The sequence below is a fragment of the Lysinibacillus sp. LK3 genome (assembly GCF_001043675.1).
Taxonomy (GTDB): Bacteria; Bacillota; Bacilli; order Bacillales_A; family Planococcaceae; genus Lysinibacillus; species Lysinibacillus capsici.
Map to the genome: position 1 here is coordinate 13,358 of NZ_LDUJ01000037.1, position 22,908 is coordinate 36,265.

Annotated in this window: 22 protein-coding genes; 11 read left to right on the plus strand and 11 right to left on the minus strand. The window is 37.3% G+C overall.

The features are described 5' to 3' along the window. Positions 1-2: 2 nt before the first annotated feature. Positions 3-425, minus strand: coding sequence for a Na(+)/H(+) antiporter subunit B (locus tag VK91_RS21525; RefSeq protein ID WP_004233141.1), 423 nt, complete (start codon positions 423-425; stop codon positions 3-5). Then, positions 415-2,826 carry a Na+/H+ antiporter subunit A gene (locus VK91_RS21530; protein WP_048395768.1) on the minus strand — a complete coding sequence of 804 codons (2,412 nt, stop codon included), beginning with the start codon at positions 2,824-2,826 and terminating at the stop codon, positions 415-417. Before VK91_RS21530 ends, VK91_RS21525 begins: the two co-directional genes overlap by 11 nt. Before the next feature lie 564 nt (positions 2,827-3,390). On the opposite strand from VK91_RS21530, the gene VK91_RS21535 reads away from it, so the two are divergent. Beyond that, positions 3,391-4,077 carry a histidine kinase gene (locus VK91_RS21535; protein WP_036075307.1) on the plus strand — a complete coding sequence of 229 codons (687 nt, stop codon included), beginning with the start codon at positions 3,391-3,393 and terminating at the stop codon, positions 4,075-4,077. Positions 4,078-4,105: 28 nt separating this feature from the next. Here VK91_RS21535 and VK91_RS21540 read toward each other — a convergent pair whose 3' ends face one another. Next, positions 4,106-5,311, minus strand: coding sequence for an MFS transporter (locus tag VK91_RS21540; RefSeq protein WP_048395769.1), 1,206 nt, complete (start codon positions 5,309-5,311; stop codon positions 4,106-4,108). 102 nt (positions 5,312-5,413) lie between these two features. On the opposite strand from VK91_RS21540, the gene VK91_RS21545 reads away from it, so the two are divergent. Beyond that, a complete protein-coding gene (locus VK91_RS21545; RefSeq protein ID WP_082148191.1) occupies positions 5,414-6,133 on the plus strand; it encodes a DUF421 domain-containing protein in 720 nt (239 codons plus the stop codon). A 25-nt stretch (positions 6,134-6,158) separates the two neighbouring features. Here the strand turns inward: VK91_RS21545 and VK91_RS21550 are convergent, their stop codons facing one another. Further along, positions 6,159-6,863, minus strand: a complete 705-nt coding sequence (locus VK91_RS21550) for a CBS domain-containing protein (RefSeq protein WP_048395772.1) — start codon at positions 6,861-6,863, stop codon at positions 6,159-6,161. Between the two features lie 175 nt (positions 6,864-7,038). On the opposite strand from VK91_RS21550, the gene VK91_RS21555 reads away from it, so the two are divergent. Then, on the plus strand, positions 7,039-7,803 hold the full coding sequence (locus tag VK91_RS21555) for a MerR family transcriptional regulator (protein WP_231595764.1): 765 nt from the start codon (positions 7,039-7,041) through the stop codon (positions 7,801-7,803). 2 nt (positions 7,804-7,805) lie between these two features. Beyond that, positions 7,806-8,459, plus strand: a complete 654-nt coding sequence (locus VK91_RS21560; RefSeq protein WP_048395777.1) for a GAP family protein — start codon at positions 7,806-7,808, stop codon at positions 8,457-8,459. Between the two features lie 39 nt (positions 8,460-8,498). On the opposite strand, the gene VK91_RS21565 is transcribed toward VK91_RS21560, so the two are convergent. From VK91_RS21565 to VK91_RS21585, 5 genes are all read right to left on the minus strand, one after another. Then, positions 8,499-9,281, minus strand: a complete 783-nt coding sequence (locus tag VK91_RS21565; RefSeq protein WP_048395779.1) for an ABC transporter permease — start codon at positions 9,279-9,281, stop codon at positions 8,499-8,501. Then, the gene (locus VK91_RS21570) at positions 9,278-10,162 is read right to left on the minus strand and encodes an ABC transporter ATP-binding protein (RefSeq protein ID WP_048395781.1); all 885 of its coding nucleotides are present in this window, start codon (positions 10,160-10,162) and stop codon (positions 9,278-9,280) included. The genes VK91_RS21565 and VK91_RS21570 overlap by 4 nt, the downstream gene beginning before the upstream one ends. Further along, positions 10,159-10,362 carry a PLDc N-terminal domain-containing protein gene (locus VK91_RS21575; RefSeq protein WP_081010918.1) on the minus strand — a complete coding sequence of 68 codons (204 nt, stop codon included), beginning with the start codon at positions 10,360-10,362 and terminating at the stop codon, positions 10,159-10,161. The genes VK91_RS21570 and VK91_RS21575 overlap by 4 nt, the downstream gene beginning before the upstream one ends. Before the next feature lie 118 nt (positions 10,363-10,480). Further along, positions 10,481-10,912 carry a dual specificity protein phosphatase family protein gene (locus tag VK91_RS21580; protein ID WP_048395783.1) on the minus strand — a complete coding sequence of 144 codons (432 nt, stop codon included), beginning with the start codon at positions 10,910-10,912 and terminating at the stop codon, positions 10,481-10,483. 20 nt (positions 10,913-10,932) lie between these two features. Beyond that, the gene (locus VK91_RS21585) at positions 10,933-11,880 is read right to left on the minus strand and encodes a carbohydrate kinase (protein WP_048395785.1); all 948 of its coding nucleotides are present in this window, start codon (positions 11,878-11,880) and stop codon (positions 10,933-10,935) included. A gap of 156 nt (positions 11,881-12,036) precedes the next feature. Here VK91_RS21585 and VK91_RS21590 point away from each other — a divergent pair, with 156 nt between their 5' ends. The 7 genes from VK91_RS21590 to VK91_RS21620 all read left to right on the plus strand — a co-directional run bounded on the left by VK91_RS21590 (position 12,037) and on the right by VK91_RS21620 (position 20,198). Further along, the gene (locus VK91_RS21590) at positions 12,037-12,600 is read left to right on the plus strand and encodes a GNAT family N-acetyltransferase (protein WP_048395787.1); all 564 of its coding nucleotides are present in this window, start codon (positions 12,037-12,039) and stop codon (positions 12,598-12,600) included. Positions 12,601-12,618: 18 nt separating this feature from the next. Beyond that, entirely contained in the window at positions 12,619-13,533 is a 915-nt protein-coding gene (locus VK91_RS21595) for a DMT family transporter (RefSeq protein ID WP_048395789.1), read from the plus strand. A gap of 199 nt (positions 13,534-13,732) precedes the next feature. Then, positions 13,733-14,839, plus strand: a complete 1,107-nt coding sequence (locus VK91_RS21600; protein ID WP_048395791.1) for an extracellular solute-binding protein — start codon at positions 13,733-13,735, stop codon at positions 14,837-14,839. Positions 14,840-14,922: 83 nt separating this feature from the next. After that, positions 14,923-15,993 carry an ABC transporter ATP-binding protein gene (locus VK91_RS21605; RefSeq protein WP_048395792.1) on the plus strand — a complete coding sequence of 357 codons (1,071 nt, stop codon included), beginning with the start codon at positions 14,923-14,925 and terminating at the stop codon, positions 15,991-15,993. A gap of 12 nt (positions 15,994-16,005) precedes the next feature. Beyond that, on the plus strand, positions 16,006-17,712 hold the full coding sequence (locus VK91_RS21610) for an iron ABC transporter permease (RefSeq protein ID WP_048395794.1): 1,707 nt from the start codon (positions 16,006-16,008) through the stop codon (positions 17,710-17,712). A 27-nt stretch (positions 17,713-17,739) separates the two neighbouring features. Then, positions 17,740-19,254, plus strand: a complete 1,515-nt coding sequence (gene argH, locus VK91_RS21615; RefSeq protein WP_048395796.1) for an argininosuccinate lyase — start codon at positions 17,740-17,742, stop codon at positions 19,252-19,254. Beyond that, positions 19,251-20,198 carry an N-acetylglucosamine kinase gene (locus tag VK91_RS21620; protein ID WP_048395798.1) on the plus strand — a complete coding sequence of 316 codons (948 nt, stop codon included), beginning with the start codon at positions 19,251-19,253 and terminating at the stop codon, positions 20,196-20,198. The genes argH and VK91_RS21620 overlap by 4 nt, the downstream gene beginning before the upstream one ends. Positions 20,199-20,219: 21 nt before the next feature. On the opposite strand, the gene VK91_RS21625 is transcribed toward VK91_RS21620, so the two are convergent. Both VK91_RS21625 and VK91_RS21630 read right to left on the minus strand, forming a co-directional pair. Further along, positions 20,220-21,515: a transglutaminase domain-containing protein gene (locus VK91_RS21625; RefSeq protein WP_048395800.1), complete on the minus strand. Its 1,296-nt coding sequence runs from the start codon at positions 21,513-21,515 to the stop codon at positions 20,220-20,222. 99 nt (positions 21,516-21,614) lie between these two features. Continuing rightward, on the minus strand, positions 21,615-22,751 hold the full coding sequence (locus VK91_RS21630; protein ID WP_048395802.1) for a transglutaminase domain-containing protein: 1,137 nt from the start codon (positions 22,749-22,751) through the stop codon (positions 21,615-21,617). Between the last annotated feature and the right edge of the window lie 157 nt (positions 22,752-22,908).

Here is a 22,908-nt window from a genome sequence, read left to right on the forward strand (position 1 = left end):
GGCTACTCATCCTCGCTTATACTTAAAATAATTGTTACAACAACCCCCACCACTGTTAAAGCCACACCTGCTTCAAAAATAGTGACAGTTGAAAAGCCCATTTTCCCAAAGATAGGAACATCTATATACGTATGTGCTTGTGTTAAAAATGGGACATCAAAAAACAACGAACCTATTGCTGTTCCAGTTGCTAGCAATACACCAAGAGCTGCAACTTTTTTGAAGTCGAAAGGCATCCCTTTATGAACAGTTTCAATATCATAGGCTAGATATAACAAAACAATGCCTGAGGCTAACACCAGACCACCTATAAAGCCACCACCAGGAGCATGATGCCCAGCAAAGAATAAATACACGCCGAGTGTTAAAATAATGAACACAACGGCTTTGGTGACGGTTCTTAAAATCACATCATTAATTTTCATGATCTGCTTCCTCCTTTCGTGGCTTAAGCTTTGTCAGAGCATAGACCCCTAAGCCAGCAATTAGAAGAACAACAACCTCTAGCATCGTATCAAAAGCACGGAAATCCCCTAGTATTGTATTAACGATGTTGGAACCGCCAGCCAATTCATAGGCATCATTGAAGTAAGTAGCCACTGGTTCAAAGCGATCATAGTGTACTACTGCTAAACCAACAATAGTTACGGTTGCACCAACAAAAATAGAAATTAATGCTTTTGACCATTGAACCCTTTTACGTGGTAGCTCTGGCATTAAATCTGGCAGATATTTAAAACATAAAAGGAATAAAGCTGTTGTGACCGATTCAACAACTAATTGTGTTAAAGCTAGGTCTGGTGCACGGAAAATAACAAAGAAGAAGGCAATAGAATAGCCTAGTACACCATTTAGCAACATGGCTGTCACCCGACCCTTTGCGAAAATCATCCAAACAGCAGCAAAAATCATGACAAACACAAGGATTAACTCGTAGGATTCTATAGCCGAATCTTTGTCAAAATTAAAGGTCATGGCATCTGACCAAACAAAATAACCAGCGATAAGTGCAACAAAAAATACATATATATAGACAAAATAATGTGTTAAATTACCTGTCATATATTTATTGGTAAGCTTCTGTGAGCCATTTTCACTCATCTCTATCATTCGATTGTAATACGTATTAAACGTATACTTTTGTGAAAATAGACGATAAAGTGGCTTCCAGCTTTTTAATGTTTTAAATAAGATAATTCCAATAATAATGACACCTACTGTCATCAATAACTCTGCATTGATGCCATGCCATGCATGAATATGTGGTGTTAACTCACTTGTAGTTGGGAATGTTGGATAAATACTAGCCATAGCAGGCTCTAAAATATAATGACCTAATATATTAGGGAAGAAAAAGATACCAACTACCAACAAGCATAAAATAATTGGCGATATTAACATGCCAAGTGGAGCTTCGTGTGGTTTTTTATCAATCTTCTCTGGCTGTAGTTTACCCAAAAATGTACGACTAATTAAAATCAAACTATAGACAAAGGTAAAGATACTTGCCACCCATGCTACTATAGGAAAAAACAGCCCTATATCAGCAATAGAGAATGCTTCTACATCACGAATGGCCAATACTGCTGCAAAAAACATTTCCTTACTTAAAAAGCCATTAAATGGTGGCAGTCCTGCCATTGAGAAGCTACCAATCACAGCAATTGTAAAAGTGATAGGCATGAAAGACATTAAGCCACCTAAACGACGAATATCACGAGTACCTACTTCATGATCGACAATTCCAACCATCATGAATAAAGCTCCTTTAAAGGTCGAATGATTCACAAGGTGAAATAGCGCTGCAAAGCTTGCTTGGGTGTAAAGAATTGAGTTTTCCTCATAGCCATAATAATGACCAACAGACCCAAGACCAAAGAGACTCATAATTAAACCAAGCTGACTCACTGTTGAAAAGGCTAATAATGCTTTTAAATCCGTCTGACGGACAGCATTAAAGGAGCCCCAGAATAATGTAACTAGGCCGATAACACTAACTAGCCAGAACCATACTGCCTCTCCTCCAAAAACCGGTGAAAAACGAGCAACTAAATAAATGCCTGCCTTCACCATTGTTGCGGAATGTAAGTAAGCACTAACAGGTGTTGGGGCCTCCATAGCATCAGGCAACCAAATGTGGAATGGAAATTGTGCAGATTTTGTAAAAGCCCCTAGTAAAATTAGAATAAGTGCTGGCGTAAATAAGGTATGATCTCGTATAACCTCTACATTAGCTACAATTTCACGAATACTAAATGTATGAGAAGCTACATAGAGCATTAAGAAACCCGCAAGCATTGAGAGTCCGCCAAAGACGGTAATCATCATCGCTTTTTTAGCACCTGCCCGAGAAGCCTTTCTATGATGCCAAAATGCGATTAATAGGAATGATGACACACTCGTTAATTCCCAAAATGTGTATAATACCATTAGGTTATCTGAAAAAACAACGCCAAGCATAGCGCCCATGAATAGTAATAAATAGCAGTAAAAATGATGAAGAGATTCTTTCGTTGATAAATAAAAAATAGAATATAAAATGACTAAACTACCTACACCTGTAATCAGCAGACCAAAAATCATACTGAGTCCATCTAGGTAAGTTGTGAAATTTATATTAAAAGAGGGAATCCACTCATATGTATGAATAAAGGTTTTACCCTCGGCTAATTGAGGAATATAGCGAGCGAGTAAAAGAAACAAGATGAATGGAACAGATAAAACAAACCAGCCAAGATGTGTGACACGCCTTAGTCGCCTGTAAAGCAATGGAATTAGAGCAGCACAAACAAATGGCAAAAGTATCGCAATGAGAACTGTGACCAAATGAAAACCTCCTACTATCTAAATCATCTAGCAAATTTTTGTGGTGATGGGCATGTAAAGTGCTAAGACTTTAGAAATTTGTTCAAGCTAAGGAACATATTAGATGTATTCTTGAAATTTATTAATGGAATGTGGTGGGGTATTAAAGTGCCTAATTGTTTATAAAAACGGTTATTTTAGTTATTTAGTCACTTCTAACCCGATGCAAGCCTAAATAACTTGTGGAAAATCAGATAATTTATACAGTTACAACTCAGTTAATATCAGCATAATGAAGACACTTGACTATCTATTTAACTCACTGCATAATAGTGTGGCATATGAAAGCAAATTAGCATAGATGCACAGAATGCATAAATTAAATAATCTCTAATTATCGATTTAAGCTTAATCCTTCAAGGGTTTTCCAATACATTTTCGTTAACTTTTATACATTTTTAAGTATACAATATAAGTGAGCATAATGCACTGTAACAGCATCGATTTTAGCTGTTTTAGGATAATTTTTTCAAAATCAACAGTGAAATTAACAAAATACCAACAGATAAGAGGTGTACATTTTTTATGAAGCATGTAAAAGGGCGTTTGGATGAAAGTATATTAGTTTGTGTTTATTACGGCTTAAATGGCGAACGTTTGATTCGTCGTGGTCATAAGATGGCCACAATGCTTGATTGCCCACTCTATATTCTTTCAGTCGATTCGCAACCCCTTGATGCATTTGACGCAGAGAAATCTAGTTATATAGAGCAATGGAAAAAGTTATCAGATGAACTTGAGGTTGAAAAATTTATTTTGCAAGATAATGAAAAACGCCCCATACAAAAGGTTATTGCAGAGGTCGCGAAGAATTATAGTATTTCACAAATTATCGTAGGGCAAAGCGCACAAAGCCGTTGGGAGGAAATCACTAAAGGTTCGTTCTTAAACGTACTGTTAAAGGAAGTTCCTTTTGTTGATTTTCATATCGTAGCTGTTCAACGCCCAACCGATGATGATGCAAATGAAACATATGAAAAAGGAGTACGTGCTTACTTAATTAAAGAACAGGAGAACTTTAAAGTAGCATTTACATGTCCTAAGTATGTATCGATTGAAGGTATATTCTTCAAAGAAATTGGCACAGATTTTGACAATGGCATCTTTAAATTTACTTACAACGATAAAATGCATGAAGTTCATATTTCAGAGGGCTATGTAATTGATCAGGAAAAATTGCCAGCAGAATTCTTAGCTCCATTAAGACAATAAAAAAACGCGTAGATACGCGTTTTTTTTATTAGACAGCAGCTGAAGCAGGTTTATCTTTCGGTAAGAAGAAGGCAACTAGTAATAATAAAGGTAATAATGAAACAACAATCATTGTAAAATCAATGCCTTTATGATCCATTAAAACGCCGATAACCATTGCCCCTATTGCGCCCATTCCAAAAGCAAATCCTGTTGTTAAACCTGCCATGGTGCCAATTTTTGTTGGGACTAACTCTTGCGCATAGACCACCGTTACGGAGAAGCTAATCATAATCAACGTACCAATAATAACTAAAAATATCATAGCCGCCCATAATGGTACATATGGCAATGCTAAACAAAATGGCATAGGGCCAACTACAGAAAGGATAATGACATTTTTCCTACCAATACGGTCTGATAAAGAACCTCCGAAAAAGGTACCTACTACACCAAATGCCATGAAGGTGAATATTAATATTTGCCCTAGTCGAAGGCTGACCTCATAGTGATCCATTAGATAAAACACATAAAAACTTGTTATATTTGTTGTATAAAATGATCGTGCAAAAATAATTGTAAATAATAATGTTAATGCGATTCCTACTTGTTTCTTTGTTAATGGAGGCAATGTTGAGACGAGTACACGCTTTTTCTTAGTTGCACGCTCCTGCTCCAATTGTTTTTTATACCATGTAGCAATTTTACTTAATAAAATGATACCAAACGTTGCAATTACTAATATGATTGCAGCCCCACGTTGCCCTAAAATATCAAAGATATAAGCACTAATTAATGGTGCTAGTGCTTGCCCTGAATTTCCCCCCACTTGATAAATTGACTGCGCAAGTCCTCGTTTAGATCCAGCTGCCATAAAGGAAACTCTCGATCCCTCAGGGTGAAAAATAGCTGACCCGAAGCCTATAAATAATACCGCAATAATAATAATCCAATACTGCGTTGTGAACGCTATAATAGCAATCCCTATAAATGAACTAATCATACCGATAGGTAAAGCATAAGGCATTGGTTTTTTATCACTAATAAAGCCTACCGCAGGCTGCAATGCAGAAGCAAATATGTTTAATACAAAAGAAATCATTCCAATTTGTGTAAAGGTCAATCCTAATTCACTCTTAAATATCGGAAACATCGCTGGGATAACAGCTTGCATCGTATCATTTATTAGGTGAGCAACACCGATTGCAATCATTATTGGATAGATTGGATTGGTTACATTTAATTGTTTATTCATGTTGCCACCTCACTCTTATTTTGTTTAAAAATGATTGTCGCATACTATCGACCATTTTGCACAAGCTATAGTTCGACAGCTGTAAAAGGAGTTGATATATGCATGGAAAGCTTTATTCATGCTCACTTTTGGGAAATGATTCTACGAACAACACTTTCGTTTTTTGCCTTACTAATTCTGGCACGTCTACTTGGTAAAAAACAATTAGGCCAGTTAACGTTTTTCCATTACATTACAGGTATTACATTTGGGTCGATCGCTTCAGAAATTGCCTCTCAGGAAGAAACACCATTTTTAGATGGTTTGATTTCTCTCGTTTGGTGGAGTGCTTTAACGTATTTGATGACCGTTATTACGATTAAATCTAAAAAAGCTCGCGTTCTCATTGATGATAAACCAACAATTGTTATTCAAAAGGGTCTTATATTAGAATCAGCACTACAAAAAAACCGTCTTCATCTAGATGAGCTTACAATGATGTTACGTGAACAAGCCATTTTCTCCGTACAGGACGTTGAGTATGCTTTACTAGAAACGAATGGAAAGCTCAGTGTGCTACAAAAAACCTCTGAACAAGTGGCTACAAAGCAGGATGTTAAAGCCGATGTATCACCACCTACCTACCTTCCTACAGAAGTTATTTCTGATGGTCAACTTATTACCGAGAATATTGTTGAACTTGAGCTGACAGAAGACTGGGTAATAAAGAAATTGAAAAAGCAAAATGTGCATTCTGTAGAAGAAGTTTATTTTGCTCAAGTCCAAACAAATGGTTCCTTGTACATCAGCTTAAAAGATAAAGCGAGACATTCAAGCCCTTAATTGCTTGTCTAGTCTCGTTTTTTTGTTAATCAATTTTGACAATATCTAAGGGCGTAATAATACCGAGTAATCTTTGATGTGGTTGACCATGCTCCGTTATTAATAATGCCTCAAAGCGTCTCCCTCTTTCGACTCCTTGTTTAAATATTTCCTCAGCCTCATAGATGGATATCGTTCTACTGACAAATTTGTAATTCACTCTATTTTTCTCATGCAATAAGATATCATGCAGTGTTGGTATTCTTTTCGGTAAATGATCACCACCCATCTTTGACGCAAGCCAATTTGTGATTCCTACTGTTGTGATGAGCCCCTTAAACTGCTTATTATAATAAACAGGAAATTGTGTATATTTGCGCTGACGTATCACTTTTAAAACATGTTTTAAAGAATCATTTTCTTGAAAAATCAATACTCTTTTACGGAACATTTGCCCCACAAGCGTTGGCTTAGCAAGGGTAGCATCTATGTATTCAATTCGTTCTACAACATCAGTATGTGGCTCTGCAATCACATAATGTAATGATGTACGATGATGCACAATCGCATTTCGTAAGTCCGCATATGAGCGGAGATCATCTTCATATTTCTTCACCAAGACATCCTTTTTCTTTGCTTGATCAATCAGCCGATAAAAAGGCATAAAATCCTTCGCACCTACAATATCTCTCAGTCTATGATCTATTCGATTAAACGCTGTCAGGAAACGATCGGAATTTTCAGTTCCCACTTTTCATGTCCCTTCTTTCTATAGTAGTCTATATATTTTCCGAGTTATTTGACAAATTTCGAGTTACACACCCATTATATTCCTAAGTTATAGAGATTCCAAGAAAGGAGTTTTACAATCCCTCTTGAAAGTGACGTTACGTCATTTTATATAATGTCATTAACAGAGAGGAGGAGTGATTACCTTGATTACGATTCACAATGTATCAAAACAAACTGGCATTTCTGTTCGAACGTTACGTTACTATGAGGAGATCGGCTTGTTACTTCCTATAGCAAAGACTGAGGGGGGACATAGGATATACGGAGAGAACGAACTCAAAACGTTACAACAGATTGTATTTTTAAAGGCATTGGGCTTCAAGTTGAAAGAAATTCAGACGCTTATCAATAATTCATGGAACTGGGAAGCAAGTTTAGACCATCAGTTAGCTTTTGTAGCAGAAGAGCAAAAGAAACTACAGCAAATGAAGAACACTATTCTTGGATTAAAGAATGCTTCGTCTATCGAAGGTGGGTTGACAGAGTCCCTTATCCAAAAGTACATTAAGCTTTCAAATCAAGAACGAGATAATAAGCAAGCCTTCCGCCAGCAGATTTTTGCAGCTACAGAAATGGAACTACTTAGAAAATTACCCAATTTAAATAAAAATGATCCTAATTCTTTAGAGTGGATTGGTTTATTAGGTCAATTAAAGCAGCTTCATAAGGAAAGTCCTGAAGCCGATTCCGTTCAGTTTATTATTAAACGAATGATGGAAAAAGCCGAGGTAGAATATAACGGAAATGATGAATTTTTAGAGAAGATGTGGACCATAAGAAAATCTACTTATAAATCTGAACAAATTGGATTATATCCTTTAGAGGAAGAATTTCTACATTTTATAGAGCAGGCTTTTCATGTTTATGAAACAAAAAAACAGGCGTTAGGAAAATCATAATCATGAACATAGAAATGTTGCTACTGATTGGTACCTTAGCTTTGTTAGACATGTTTAGTCCTTCTATAATTGGCGTATCCGTCTATGTATTGCTTGTGGCTAAAAAACAGCAGATCCGCCTTTTATTAACCTATTTAATGACTGTTGGGTTGTTTTACTTTAGTACTGGGAATTTTTTAATGTTAGGTCTAGGTGTCATATTCAACCCTATTTCTAATTTGCTAGATAGTTACTCAGCTCGATTAATCATGACCATAGTAGGGGGAATTTTATTTATTGGCAGTTGGTTAGTTCCAAAAAGAAAGGCAAATGGACCCCCTAAACCAAAATCTTTACATGTGGGCTCTATGGTAGCTTTAGGTTTCACAACTTCTATTTTAGAAGTTGCAACCGCTCTTCCTTATTTCGCGGCAATAGGTATTTTAACGAGTAATCAAATAGTGTTTTATGAATGGTTACCTTTATTGGCAGGATATAATTTAGTAATGATTGCACCAGGGATCATCCTACTATGCTTACATCTATTATTCCGCCGATTTATGAATAAACCTTTAAGAAAAATTCAAACGCTTTTTGATCAAAGAACAAGCTCGACCCTTTCTTGGATTATGTTCTTTGTAGGATTGATTTTGCTTATAAATGGTAGGATGATTTAAAATAAAAAACGGTAAAAATCCATTTTTACCGTTTTCTCTTCAGATTTTTGTCATAGACGCATTTCTTTTCATCATCACGATACCAATGCCGATGCAGATAATTGTCAATGCTAGCGTAATGACTAAGCTCCACCAGTAATCTGACATCTCTATTGTTCCTCGAAATTTTGCAATTCCGTAGCTTGCCAGTTTCCACGGAGATATTGTCCAAAAGATTCCTATAATCATATCGATAATTTGCCCAACAAAGATTACTGTAAATGCACATGTTGTAGCAATAACTGTTTTGAAGCTGGCACTCATCATTAACGTAACAACTATCACAAATAGCAGCCAAATATAGTACGTAGAAAAGCTTACTAACAGTGCACCCACGTCCAACGTTCCATATAGAATAGTAGTATAATAGACACTTGCACCAAACCCAGCTAAAATACTAACAAAACAAATGGTGCTCATAACAACAAATTTACTCAAAAAATATGCGCCAAATGATATAGGCCTAGAATATAGTAATGTTGCCATACCATTAGCGCGTTCCTTACTAATAGCTCCTACAAATGAAGCCATCATCACCAATAAGCCAATTGTTTGAAATTGCCCGATAGAAGCTTGAATTAAATCCAGTGGCATTAATTCTGGCATCAACATTTCAAAGCCCTCTGGAACATTTCCAACAGCATTTAAAATATCCATCATATAATAGTTTGTTAGTGGATCACTCATTCCAAGCAGAGCAAACACTAGAGGAATCCATAGAAACTTCCAACTCCGCCATGCTTCTCTAAATTCCTTTTGCAGAAGTACATTGAATCCTCTCATGCCTTTTTCGCCACCTTCATGAAAATTTCTTCCAAAGATGCTGTCTGTCGCTCTACCTTTCTAATTGTATAAGGACATTCACTTAACCGTTGAAGCAACATTTTCATCGTCGGCTCTTCATTCACGATCTCAATATACACATTACAACCTATTACATGATTAGAGGAATTTGCAAAAAGCTTAGCCTCTTCTTCACTGCCAAATTCAATGACATAATTTTGCTCATCAAAACGTTGCCGTACTTCACGTAATGTTCCCTGCTCTACTAGTTTTCCATTTTGCAAGAATAATAGTTGATCTGTCATTTCTTCAGCATCATTTAAAATATGCGTTGAGTATAAAATAGTCGTCTCTTGCTGTAGTCCTTTTAATAAATCAAGTACTTCTCTACGGCCAACTGGATCTAATGCTGAAACAGGTTCGTCTAATAGCAGTAATTTAGGCTTATGCACTATTGCTTGGGAAATACCTAGTCGCTGCTTCATTCCACCTGAAAAAGAGGCTATTTTTTTATGTTGGACGTCCCCTAACCCTACAAATTCTAAGGTTTTTTGTGCTTCTAATTTAGCCTTTTTGGCTGCTACACCATTCAATTTTGCAGCCATTTCTGTAAACTCTAACGCAGTTAACCAAGGATGAAATTGTGGATATTGGGGTAAAAAACCTATATTCGCACGTAAATCATTACCTAGCATTTTTACATTTCCAGCAGTCGGTCTTAAAAGCCCCGTTAACATAGATAAAGTGGTTGTCTTGCCAGCTCCATTTGGACCAATTAAAGCCGTAGAAGTTTTTTCCTCTAAGTTAAAATGAATAGCATCTACAACTTTGTGCTCTGCAAATTGCTTGGTCAAACCTATAACTTGAAGTAAAGTTGTCATGACTGCTTTCTCCCCACTATAAAGTACGCAATTGATCCAAATAGATTAGCAAAAAGAATAATAAACACCCAAAGAATTTTAGGGCCGTTTGTTGCATGAATTTTTCGTAAATCAATAAGTGCTACAATCATCAAAATAATTTGAACGATGATGAGCGGTGCTATTACTGCCCATGGAACTTTTGCTAATTCCTCCATCATACAGATCACCTCATTATTTGTTATACATTAACTATAACAACTTTGTTCTAATATGTATAGAACAAAGTATCTCTTACATCATAAAAAAAGATGTACCTTAATTAGTACATCTTCTCAATTATTTATAAAGTTTTTGCAGCGCGTCTTCCATTTTAGGGCGTATCGTCACCAATGGACGAGCTTTTTTGACAGCTGCCTGTGCTGCTTCTAATGAATCAGCCATTCCCAACTCCATTAATATAGCAGTAGCTGCAACACCTGCACGTCCACCACCACTTCCACAGTGAACATATACTTTTTGCCCTGTCTCAAAGGCTATAGCAACTTCTTGCGCGACTTGTTGAATGGATGATGCTACCTCACTATCTTCATCTGCTATAGGCATATGTTTATAAGAATAAGGAACTGTCTCCTGGTCTTGAGGGGATAGCCCTTGAACACGAACATCTATCACAACATCAACGGATTCTTGTGTAAATGCAGCCTCTGCATCTTTTGCACCGCCAAAGAACAGTTGATCCTTTACTAAAACATCGTAGTCTTTCCCCATATTCTCCACGCCTCACATGTTTATTTTAGTAAATGCTTAATATCCTCATAATATGGTAGAGCCGTTAAAGCACCTGCTTTTGTTGCGGCAAACGCTCCTAATTTGTTGCCAAAGCTTGTACAACGCACTAGTTCTTCTTTTGTTGTAGGTAAACCATTGTAATGGACATCACGTAGGACACCTGCCATAAATGCATCTCCCGCACCTGTTGTATCCACAGGCACTACTTTCTCAGTCGGTACATGTATAACTTCACCATTAAGGACTGCATAAGTCCCGTTTTCTCCTACGGTAATTAAAATAATAGGCACTAAATAGCTATTTAATTGCTCGATACCGTCTTCTAAGCTACTTGTCTCTGTCAGGAAGAATAGCTCATCATCCGTCACCTTTAAAATATCGACATCCTCAAAAAATGATGTAATCGTATCTCGACAAATTTCTTCACTGCTCCAACGTAAAGGACGAATATTTGCATCCATTGCAATAATCGCACCCTTGTCCTTAGCCATTTCTACTGCTACTCGTGTTGTAGCAAGAGCCGTTGGATGGAACATTGTGCCTGAACACACCGTTAAAGCAGAGGCATGCTTAAAAGCTGCTTCATTTAGCTGTGATGGTTCAACTTGTAAATCAGGTGTTTCATCAACATAATCCTTAAAAATTCGCTCACATGCTTCTGTTAGATGCACATATACACCACTTACTCGTTTTGCTGGATCAAATACGGCATAATCCAGTTTCACACCCTCTTGGGCAAGCCCATCTCGCACAAATTGCGAGCCCTCGTCATCCCCCGTAATTGTAATTAATGCGGAAGGCGCACCAATGCGGCTAATACCCGCTGCAACATTGACCGTTGCGCCACCCATATATTTAGTAAATGATGTGTTTGTTACATCATCAGCAATATAGTCAATAAAAGCATCTCCATAGACTAATATAAAATCCTTCTCTTGCTTTGTCATGATAGTCCTCCTGAAAGTCTAGTCATTATAGATTAACACGAAAATTGTCATTCTATAAAGGTTTTTACTTTTGGCATTTCTTTATGAGAGGATGGATAACTTGAGTCATCCCCTATCTTTGTTATACTTGCCTATAGAAAGGTAGGGATTATCAAAATGAGTATTACAATTCGACAAGCGCAACCACAAGATGCCCATGCCGTTGTGCCTTTAATTATCGACGCCATTGGCGATATTGCTAATCGCTTAACTGGTGAGCAATCAAGGGAGGCTGTTATACAAGAGCTGACTGTTCTTTTTCACCAAGAAGACAATCGACATTCTTATTTAAATACTTTTGTCGCTACTGAAAATGAACAGATTTTGGGGATTCTCGTTTATTATCACGGCGAACAAGCCGTTCACATGGACGCTAACCTTGTTAAATGGCTTGAAGCAAAAAATGCGCCATCCATTGTTATTGACCAAGAAGCCCATGAAGATGAGGCTTACATTGATACAGTTTGTGTTGCACCAGCTGCACGTGGTAAAGGAATCGGAACATTGCTATTACAATTTGCTGAAGAGCTGACAAAGCAGCGTGGCTATACAAAATTATCTTTAAATGTTGAAACCCAAAAAGAAGAAGCTCGCCGTCTTTATGAACGACTAGGCTTTGTTATTACGGAGCCTTGGTCAATTATTGATGAGCCTTTTCACCATATGGTTAAACAGTTTTAGGAAGTGAATAACTAATATATGAAAAACAATTTGATTTACCCTCTTTTGATTGTTATTGCATCTAGTAGTTACGGGATCTTGTCGACTATTGTCAAAGTAGCTATGCAGCATGGCTTTACATCAGCGGAGGCTGTATCAAGCCAATATATTATTGGCTTTTTACTCGTAATATCCATCTTTATTTTTACTGACAGAAAATTACCAAGACCGTCCAAGAAGGGCTTACTTATTTTAATATGCGCGGGAATTTTTACAGGGACAACAGGTATCGTGTACGGAGAATCTTTAAAGTATCTTCCTGCTTCTCTTGCAGTAGTCATGTTATTCCAATTTACATGGATTGGTCTACTGATTGATTGTGCCCTCCATAAAAGATTACCAAGTAGACCTGAAGTAATTTCAATCGTTATCTTATTTATAGGAACGATTCTAGCTGCAGGTGTATTAAATGTAGATTTAAGTGACATTCCTATTCAAGGATGGCTATTCGGTTTTACAGCAGCCGTTACTTTTGCATGTTTTATTCAATTTAATTCTCGACCCGTCGAGGGCGTGACTACCACATCAAGGGTATTAATCGTTTCCTCTGTAGCCCTTATTTTGATCAGTATTTTCCTAAGCCCAGAGGTTATTTGGAACGGTAAACTATTCATGCAAGGCCTGTGGAAATACGGACTAGCACTAGGTCTTTTCGGTATCATTTTACCGATTTATCTATTTTCAATTGCTATCCCTAAAATCGGTGGTGCGCTTGCTTCTATTTTAAGTGCCATTGAATTACCAGTGGCTGTTACTGTTTCCGTTATTGTTTTGCATGAACCTTTAACTGCTGTACAAATTATTGGGATTGTACTGGTGATTGCTGGTATGATGCTGCCAACCATTGTTGCACAACGTCAACAAAAGGATAGCTTATTAGAAGCACATTCATAAAACGACAAAAAACTCCTTAAAAATGGAATGATTCCTTTTTAAGGAGTTTTTTTGAACTTTAATGAAATGCCATTGCTTACCATTATGCACTTCGCTATGATGAATGCAAATGTAATTTTTTAATAATTCTAACATTAATGTCCCCCTTCGGTATTATACTGCAATATGCAAGTAACTTACTTTAAGAAAGGGGAAGTTGATGAAAAAAGCCTATATTCTTGGTTTTTTCCTTATGTTAATGCTTTTCGTTTTAGCTGCTTGTAATGGCAAAGATCAGCAAAATTCTACAAATGATGCAGCAAATAATGACGAGGCATCGGATGGTAAAAAAACAGAAGTAGCAGCAACGTCGCCTTCAGGCAAGCTAGTAATTTACACTGGACGTGACGAAGAAATGGTGCAAAATGTGATCGATCAGTTTAATGAAAAATATCCAGACATTGAAGTAGAATTTCTAACGATGGGTGCTCAACAAATTTTAGAACGTCTTCGTGGAGAGAAAGCCAATCCTCAAGCAGATTTTTGGTGGGGCGGAACCCAATCAGCGCTCATTGTTGGCGCCAATGAAGACTTACTACATGCTTGGCAGCCGAGCTTTATTGACTCTATTGATACCACACACAAAGATGTTGAAGGACGATGGTTCGGCGAGATGCTGTTACCAGAAGTAATTATGATTAATAGTGATTTACTAACAAAAGAAACTGGTCCACAGGACTGGGATGACTTATTAGATCCTAAATGGAAGGATCAAATTTTAATCAGAGGTGTACTGGCGTCAGGCACAATGCGTACGATTTATTCTTCCATGATTGTACGGCAAGATGCAGATTCACCAGATAAAGGCTATGAATGGTTACTACAATTAGATGCCAATACAAAGGAGTACACACAAGACCCTAATGCCTTGTATTTAAAGCTAACACGTCAAGAAGGCAGTGTCTCCCTATGGAATCTACAAGATATTTTGTTAAAAAAATATACGACAGATTATCCTTTTGATTATATTTATCCTAAAAGTGGAGCACCTATTTTAGTAGACGGTGTAGCAGTTGTAAACAATGCGAAAAACCTAGAAAATGCGAAACTATTTGTAGAGTTTTTATTTGAAAAAGAGATGGTAACACAATTAGCTAATGATTACTATCAAATTCCTACACGTTCTGATATCGACAAAGCCTCCATGCCAGAATGGTATCAGGAATTAGATTTAAAAACATTTGATATTGATTGGCAGCTAATGTCTGACAAAGAAGCCGAATGGATGGAATACTGGGATAACAATATTAAAGGGCGCGGTAAATAGTAGAACGGGTAAAAATTCGGCTTATACAGCGAATTTTTACCTTCCTGTATCATCTAGATTCTTTGTTAGAGAGGAGCTAATGATTGAGAAGTGTCAGAATGGAAAATGTCTCGAAGCAATTTGGTCAAGTGTATGGCGTGAAAGACTTAAATCTTGAAATAAAAGCTGGTGAATTTTTTACCTTTCTCGGTCCTAGCGGCTGTGGCAAAACAACCACTTTAAGGATGCTTGCAGGCTTTTATTACCCAACTAAAGGCAAAATTCTTTTTGATGAGCGAGATGTCACTCGACTTCAGCCCAATAAGCGCAATATCGGCATGGTATTTCAAAATTATGCCCTTTTCCCCCATATGACAGTTGATGAGAATATTGCATTTGGTTTACAAGTTCGAAAATTTTCAAAAGCTGAGATTCAGAACAAGGTTGATCGAATTAGATGCCAAGTGCATCTTGCTGCTTACGGCAACAGAAAAATAAATGAGCTATCTGGTGGACAGCAGCAACGTGTTGCTTTAGCTAGAGCACTCGTGATAGAGCCAGATATTTTATTGCTTGATGAACCTCTATCCAATCTAGATGCAAAATTGCGTGAGGAAACACGTATTGAAATCAAACGAATCCAATCTGAGCTTGGAGTCACAACGATATACGTTACTCACGATCAAATGGAGGCCATGTCTATGTCGGATCGAATTATGGTCATGGAAAATGGCTATATCAAACAAATTGGTACTCCTCAGGAAATTTATCATCAACCCAAGGATCGTTTTGTGGCAAATTTTATTGGTGAAACTAATTTAATTGAATGCTCAATCCAAGCTATTGATGGGGAAAGTGTACAAGTACGAACAGTGAATGGACATAATTTAACTGGGCGAAAGCAACAAAGCTCTCCCTCCTTAACGCATATGATTGGAGACAAAGTATTTATTTCTATTCGTCCAGAATCGATTCAACTTGGTACTGGTGAAAACACATTAACAGGAAAAATTACATTTGTTGAATTCACAGGCATTAGCGTTAATTACATTGTAGATTTTACTGCGTTCTCACTTAAAGTAATGCTTATTAATTCTTATGACCAAATCAAAAAGATCGGTGAAGATATTACAATCCATATGGCACAAGATTCACTATACTTTTTAGGGGAATAGGAGGAAGCCAATATGGAGAAACAGTCTGAAAGTATGTGGACGCGAATTTTTCATGCTAATTGGTTTGTCTATGTTTTAATCTCGCCATTATTTTTAGTGTTATTCGCCTATGTGGTTTATCCCTTCTATCAAACTTTCATCCAAAGCTTTGCTGGTGATGAAGCATTCTTTCATTATAAGAAATTTTTTGATATAGCTAGTCCAGCAAATTTAGAGGCCTTGTGGACCAGTATTTATATTTCATTTATCAGTGTTATTTGCTGTGCACTTGTTGGGGTAACAATGGCCTTTTTACTAGAACGCTATAATTTCCCTGGGAGACGGATATTGTCTGTTTTAGTTTTGGTTCCAATGGCACTTCCTCCTCTAGTAGGTGTTTTGTCCTTTTCATTTTTATATGGTGATAGCGGGATTTTCCCACGAATTTTTCAGCATCTATTTGGGTTGGATCACGTTCCTTTTGCCTTGAAGGGAATATGGGGCGTCATCGTTGTTCATACATTCACAATGTATACGTACTTCTATTTGACTGCCTCTGCTGCTATTAAGGGGCTTGATCCTGCTCTTGAAGAGGCAGCTACTAGTCTGGGTGCAGGGCGTATTCGCGTATGGACAAAGGTTATTTTACCAATGCTCACACCTTCTATTGTTGCCTCATCCTTATTGGTGTTTATGATTTCTATGGCTTCTTATACTGCACCTTTGATGTTTGGTGTAGAGCGTACTATGACGATGCAAATTTATTTATCACGTACAAATGGTAATCTTGAAATGGCTGCGACACAGTCGATGATATTATCTTTTGTATCTATCACTTTTTTAATCATTATGCGCTGGTATCAAAATCGCAGAAATTATCAAAATCTAAGTAAGGGAATTAGTGTTCATCGTTCAGAGGTATCCTCAAAAAAGGTAAAAATTATAGCAACAATCGCTTCTTTTGTTGGCACATTAATATTGATACTGCCTATTTTAGTGTTGATATTGATCTCTTTTTCTGTGGATGGCGCTTGGAAAACGCAAATTCTCCCGACCGACTATACAATTGATCATTATATTGCCCTTTTTACTGATGAGCGCACATGGCGACCTATTTGGAACTCCATTCAAATGGGTGTCATTGCAACACTGGGCAATATTATCTTTGGTGTCGCGGCTGCTTATGCTATGGTGCGCTTAAATTTTAAGGGGAAAACCTTGCTCGATATTTTGATAATGGTACCTTGGGCTTTGCCAGGAACAGTTGTTGCTGTTAATTTAATTGCTGCTTTTAGTACAGAAAGTATCTTTAGTTTTAATCAAGTATTGATCGGGACATTTTGGATTTTGCCATTAGCCTACTTTATTCGACATTTACCACTTGTTTTTCGATCAACATCCGCCTCTCTTGTACAGCTAGATCAATCGATTGAAGAGGCATCACGTGGCTTAGGAGCCAACTGGTGGTATACATTTAGACGTATTGTCGTGCCTTTAACATTCACCGGGATTTTAGCAGGGACACTCTTAGCCCTCGTGCAAAGCTTTGGTGAATTCGTTGCATCCATTCTAATTTACAGTACATCCACTATTCCATTGTCTGTAGCGATATTCCAAAAATTATATGCATTTAAATTTGGGACCGCCTGTGCTTATGGTGTCTTACAAATTTGTTTAATTTTAGTTGTCCTTATTATTTCTGAAAAACTATCAAAAGGCAGTGCTGGTACAGCCATTTAGCTGCCAATCTATTAGGGGGCCATGACAATGTTTGAAGATTTTCGCAATAAAACACAGCTGGAAGATGGGATGATATTCCCTTCTAACATCTATCGAAAAATTGTTTTACAGCCAGCTTATGATGAGGCAAAAAAAAATTTTTTAACAATTATGCTACAAATCAATATTGCTCATTTAAAAATGTTAGAAGAACAAGGACTTGTAAAAAAAGATGAAGCAAAGCAAATTGGGATAGCTCTAAAAAAAATTGACTTAAATTATTATCGTTTAGAGGATTACAGTCCCCAATATGAGGATTTATTTTTCCGCATTGAAAATAAATTAATAGAGCTTGCTGGTGATGTTGCTGGAAATCTTCACATTGGCAGAAGCCGAAATGATATGGGTATTGCCATCTATCGAATGACATTAAGAAAAAAATTATTACTATTAATGCGCGAGTTACTAACATTACGTGATGATTTAATCGCTGCTGCAGAGGAACATATCGATACCATTATGATTGGCTACACACATACACAGCAGGCCCAGCCTACAACCTTCGCCCATTATTTAAAGGCCGTGATCGATCAGCTAGAGCGTGATTTTGAACGAATGCAGCATGTCTATAAAACCGTCAATCGTAGCAGTATGGGAGCCGCTGCCTTAACAACGACAGGCTTTAATATTAGTAGAGAACGTATGCGTGATCTACTAGCCTTTGATGATATTATCGAAAATGCATGGGATGCGGTTGCAGGAGCAGATTATATAGCTGAGGCTGCAAGTATTGTACAGCTTGCAGCACTCAATCTTGGCCGTACTTCTCAAGATTTTTTATTATGGGCTACTCAGGAGTTTAATGCGTTTACACTCGCAAGTCCATATGTGCAAATAAGCTCTATTATGCCTCAAAAGCGTAATCCTGTTTCTATAGAACATACACGCTCATTACTATCTGCGGTTGTAGGAGATGCAAGTACAGTATTACAGATGGTACATAATACACCTTTTGGCGATATCGTAGACACTGAGGATGATATGCAGCCTTATTTATGGCGTGCCATTGACCGCTTAATTGGTATTTATAAGTTGTTTGGTTCGCTTGTTGTTACAATGGATGTCAATAAGAAGAAGTTAAAAAATCGCGCTGAAAATAGCTTTGCGAATGTCACTGAGCTAGCTGATACATTAGTCCGTTCAGAGGGAATTTCCTTCCGTCAAGCACATAGTATTGTTAGTAAATGTATTAAGGTTCTACTTGCTCATGGAGAGGAATCATTAGCTAGTCTTACATGGGGACTTGCAAATACACAATCGAAATTGATCACGGGCAAGGAATTAACTATTTCAGAAGAGGATTTCTATAAGACATTAAAACCAGAATCTTTTGTTGGTGTACGAACATTACTAGGTGGACCCGCTCCAGCCACTATGAAAGCTGCCCTTGAACGCTCCAAACTGAATGCCCATGATTTTTATGAATGGATTCGCTTAAAGGAAAATTCCATTATTGAAGCAGAAAAAGAACTAACAGCCTTTCTAGAGGAATGGAATCAATGAAGCAATGGTTATTAATTATTGATGGTGGGGCGACAAAAACAGCATGTGCTGTTGTTCATGCTGAATCTGGTGACATTGAATATTCTATATCCGCTAAAGGCTCTAATTATCAAGCCATTGGTGTTGAATCAGCTACAGCAATCTTACAAGAGCTTTTAGCAAATGTTGAAACATTTTTGCAAAAGTATCCTAATTCTCAAATTGCTGTAGCTACCTTTGCTTTAGCTGGCATTGATTCTCCGAAGGATCATGCAACCGTCGTGGCCATTGTTCAAAATGCTCTTCAGACCACACAGCTACAAATCGATACGCTGATTATTGAAAATGATGCGGAGGCCACACTATTAGGTGTGACTGCTGGACAGGCAGGTGCACTACTCATCGCTGGAACAGGAGCTATTGCCTATGCCATTGATGGGCAACGAATTGTACGTGTAGGGGGTTGGGGACATCGGGCTGGCGATGAGGGAAGTGGGTATTGGTTAGGGCAGGAAGTCGTAAGAGCTATATTTAAAATGGAGGATGGTCGTGGGAAACCAACAATCTTAAAGGAAGCCGTCTATCAATCTTTAGGTATACAAGATGTTACAGAGCTCGCTGAATGGCTCTTCCGCCCTTCCTATACCAATGCACAACTGGCCAAGATGGGTTCCTTTGTGGCAAAGGCAGTCGAGCAAGAAGATGCTTGTGCCATCGAAATATCTCAACAAGCAGCCCACGAACTAGCTATTCTAGCAAACGCTGTATTGAAAAAAATTAACTATCAGAATACACCATTTACTCTATATTGTAATGGTGGTGCCATCAAACATAATCCACTCATTTTAAAGATGTTTACAGAGGAAATAACCTTCATGTATCCTCAAGTGGACATTACCCTTTGTCAGCATCAGCCTATTACTTATTTAATTGAACGAACAAAAAGGGCATATGACTGTTTATAAGTCATTGCCCTTTTCTTGTTTTTAAAGTGCCAGTCTCTTCAATTCATTCGTCGTAAAATAGAGATACCCATCCTTTATAAATAAATCCTTCGAATCCTCCCTATTAAGTACCTCTTCTCCACTACCATCTGGACGAATCTTTGTTAAATACGCCCCTCGTGAATAATTACTAAAGTAGAGCCAACCATCCGAATAAACGATATATTGTGCACGGGAATTTGTGACACGCTTCGTTTTACCAGTTTTCATATCTAGTACATATAACTTATTGTCATCTGCAATATTACTATAAAACAATTGGTCTCCAACCTGTGCTGGGAAGTCTATATCATGATAATAACTATACAGTGTGCTTGTTGCTTTTGGATAGTCTTCAGCAATCCACGTGTGATCCTTCGCCATTGTACGGTCATCTACTAAAAAGTATTGGTAGCGTATTGCGCCCTTACGATCTGGTACTGGATCATTCCATGTCGTATCGAGATGATACCATTGTCCATCCAGCTTGACTAGATTCCAAGCATGTCCCTCTTGACCTACATAGCCTACGATATATTTTGTTTCAATACCCAATTTTTGAAGCATAGAGTGGGCAAGTAAAGCATATCCCTGACATACTCCCCCGTGCTCGGCAAGAACGGTATAAGCGCTGTGTGGGCTAGAATTCGTTTGTTCTGTATAGGAAGTATTGGCAACAATATAGTCATTGACAGCTCGTACCTTTTCTACATCCGTCATAGATTTTTTACTAATCTTAGCAATAATTTCTTGAACATTCATCTCTACATATGCCGCCTGCTCTGGCGTCATTAAATAGCTCTGTTCTCCAAAAATAGTTGCTTTATTTCGCCCATATTCATATCGAATTGAATGTTTACTTACATGGCCGTAAACATAGTCATCGCGTTTGATAGCATTGTTATAGGCCTCTTCTACAATTTGTTCAATTCGCTGTGTATTCCCTTTATATTGAATTTCAAACTTTGGTGAAAAGCTATTATAATACGCATACATCGCATCAGCCAGTTCCTTGGCATTTGTCACGACTAACTTTGTTTCAGGTTTCTGAATAGGTGGAGCTGTAGGGGCTACCTCCGCTTCATGGACATCTTCTATAGGTAGGGCTGTTTCAATTGAGGCATTATCTGAAAGTCTTGCAGTAACATCTACAATCTTCTCTTTAGTTGAAAGTAGCATAGTTTCTATTTCATCATTATTTGTCCAATCGACCACCTGCTGAACAACAGCCTTACCAGCCGTATAAATAGGATCAATAAAAATAATAATAATGGCAATTATAGCTAATTTCTTCCACAAACTCCTCACCTCCAACCGTCTTCTTTACATTATATACAAAAAAAGCACAAAGAACTCACTTAAGGGTCCATTTGTGCCTGTTAATATTTGTTTGTTGACTTAATTAATTTTAAGTTTATGTTCTTTTGTCTGGACATTATACAGTAAATAATTGTCACTAACCTTTAAATTTGTTACTGGCTGCTTCACTAGCACCTCAGCTTTTAACGTTTTTAAATCTAGCTTTGTCAAATACCCACCGTTACTGTAATCACTATAATATAGGTTTTTATTAGTCCCTGTAATATACAACGCACGTTTATCTAATACCTTTGACTTGCTACCACTAGTCATATCAAGCTTATACAGTTTATCGTTATCTGCAGTATTACTAAAATAAACAATATTATTTAACTGATGTGCGAAATGAACATTAAGCATATAACTGTATTTAGTGCTTGTAGCAGTAGGATAATTTCCTTTAATCCAAGTGTGATCTTTGCTAATTTGATGGTCCGACACTAAAAAATAGTCATAGGACGCCGCACCAACGCGATTTGGCAAAGGATCGTTCCATGTTGTATCCAAATGATACCATTTCCCATCAACCTTTACTAAATTCCAAGCATGTGCCTCATTCCCATTTACAAAACCTACAACATATTTTGTCTCTATCCCAGACTGCTCTAACATAGCATGTGCTGCCAATGCATAACCCTGACATACAGCTTGTCCTTCAAAAAACAAAGCATAAGCACTATGTGGACTTGCCTTAGTTTTAGTCCCGTACATAGTATTGGATACAATATAATCGTTAATAGCTTTTACTTTTTGGAAATCTGTCATAGAAGGTTTGATAATATTTTTCAATATTAGATTAATCTTTTTTTGTACAGCTACTTCTTGAGTTTGACTTGTCAGGTACTTCATTTTATACGTTACATTCCCTAGAGAATCTGCGGAAACCATGGTACTTTCTATATGTCCACTTGCATAAACGGCTTGTTGCTTAGCTTTTTCAAGTGCGTCCATCATTTCTTTTTTGAGGTCGCCTATTTTGCCTGTATACGTAATTTTTATATCGGTCTCAAAGTTTTGTATTTGCTTTGCAAGTTCTTCTGTTAATTGATCCCAATTTGCTACTGTTGAGTTAGCTACCATAGGATAAATTTGGGAGGTATTTTCTGTTTGTTTTGCATAGACTGCAGTTGGACTTAATATCAATAAAGCCGCACCACATAACAATAATTTTTTCATCACTCATCACCTTCCCTTTGATTCTTTCTTCACTATTTAGCATAGCAAAGAATGTACCTACTAAGCTATCATACAAGTTCACTAACTAAGACTTTTAACTAAAAATATATTAAATTTTATATAATATAAAATACCTAATAATAAAATATAATTAGCG